Below are 1,562 nucleotides of genomic sequence, written 5' to 3' on the forward strand. Positions count from 1 at the left end.
GGGGACGACGAGGGCCAGGAGCGAGAGGGCATAGTTTCGCGCGGCGAGGCTTCCGATCGCCACGCTGAGCCCCCAGAGGGCCAGGCGCCCAAGTCGCCCGGGGCGCTCCCCCCAGGAGCAGACGAGGGCCAGAGCCGCCACGAAGGAGAAGGGAACGGCGAACTCCGGCACAGCCCACAGGACCTGCATCTCGGTCACGTGGGCGAGCGCGCCGCCCTGCCCCATCGCCCCGAGGATGGAGGCCGCTATACCCAGCGCCCAAAACGCGCCGTAGCCCGCACCGGCCATCATCACCAGGATCAAGGGACGCAGGCGGGCGTTACCCCAGCAAGCCCTCCAGAAGTCCACCCGGGGACAAAGCAGGACCGGCGCGGCAAGCAGGACGGCGCCGGCCGCCCAGGAGAGATGAACCTGGCTCCACAGCGCCAGGAGGCCCCCCAGGGCCGCCAGGACGCCGAGACTCGGTCGGGCGCGCCACCGCGCCGCCAGGAACAAGCCCAGCGCCGCCAGCACGTAGGCCAGCACCTCGGTGCGAGGCACGAAGCGGTGCCGGCAGGCGAAGGCCACCAGCAGAAGGAACGCCCAGGCAAGGGCCTTGCCGTGTGGCGACAAGTCCGTGGGCACGGCGCGCCACAGAACGGCAAACGCCACCGCCGCGCAGGCAGCGACGAAGACGCCAACTCCCGCGTGACCGCCCGCGCTGAAAATGCCGTAGAGGAGCAGTTGAAACGGCCAGCCATCGGGCACCGCGAGCACATCTCTTCCATGCGCGAGAAAGGGCTCGGCGATCCGCAGGGAACCAGCGGACCAGAGCGCCCGCCCAAGGGCCAGATGGGTCCAGTAGTCGAAGGTGCCGATTTGATGGAGGGCGACGAGAAACGCGCAGCCGGCGAGGAGCCACCCGGGCGCGACGCGAAGGGGGCCCCGCGGCACGCGGACGCTGAGGTTGGGGTTCCTGGCGGCGCGAGACATCCGGTTCAGTTGGCTCTCAGGGTTGAACGGTTGACGGGTGCGTTCTTCCATCCATGCTCGTGGCCGGTCACATGCGCCGTGTCTCTCGGGAAGGCTCCGAGGAACAGGGAGCGTTCGACGACGACCGTTCGGACCGACGATGGGGTGACAGCAGCGACCGGTGTCGCCCCGCTCCGCTCAGGCCGCCCCCCGGCTCACGGCCCGAGGGCGATCCTTCAGAATCGGCGTGATCTTGAAGGGTTTCAACAGGTGGCGCAAGGCGCCATTCGCCCCATCTCTGAGCAAAAAGACGCAGACGGGGTGACGTGTTCCCAGTTCCCGGTTCCCAGTTCCCGGTTCCGGGGAATGTGAGGCTTGAAGCTTGACGGGGGACGGGGGTCGCGTGCTGCGGTTGGCGTTCCCGGTTCCCGGTTCCCAGTTCCGTATTCCGTATTCCGGATTCCGGATTCCGGGTGCCGGGTGCCGGGTGCCGGGTGCCGGGTGCCGGGTGCCGGGTGCCGGGTGCCGGGTGCCGGGTAGCCCAGTCCTGCTTGGCGAGCTTTGCGGCTTTGCGTGAGACGAGTCTTTCCGGAGTCCCGTCCTGGGCTTCG

1 protein-coding gene is annotated in these 1,562 nt (G+C 69.2%); it reads right to left on the reverse strand.

What is annotated here, in order from left to right:
• On the reverse strand, nt 1-1,023 hold a 1,023-nt coding region (locus tag AB1578_23800), incomplete at its 3' end, for a hypothetical protein (GenBank protein ID MEW6490922.1).
• Between the last annotated feature and the right edge of the window lie 539 nt (nt 1,024-1,562).

The organism is Thermodesulfobacteriota bacterium (genome assembly GCA_040756475.1).
Lineage (GTDB): Bacteria > Desulfobacterota > Deferrisomatia > Deferrisomatales > JACRMM01 > JBFLZB01.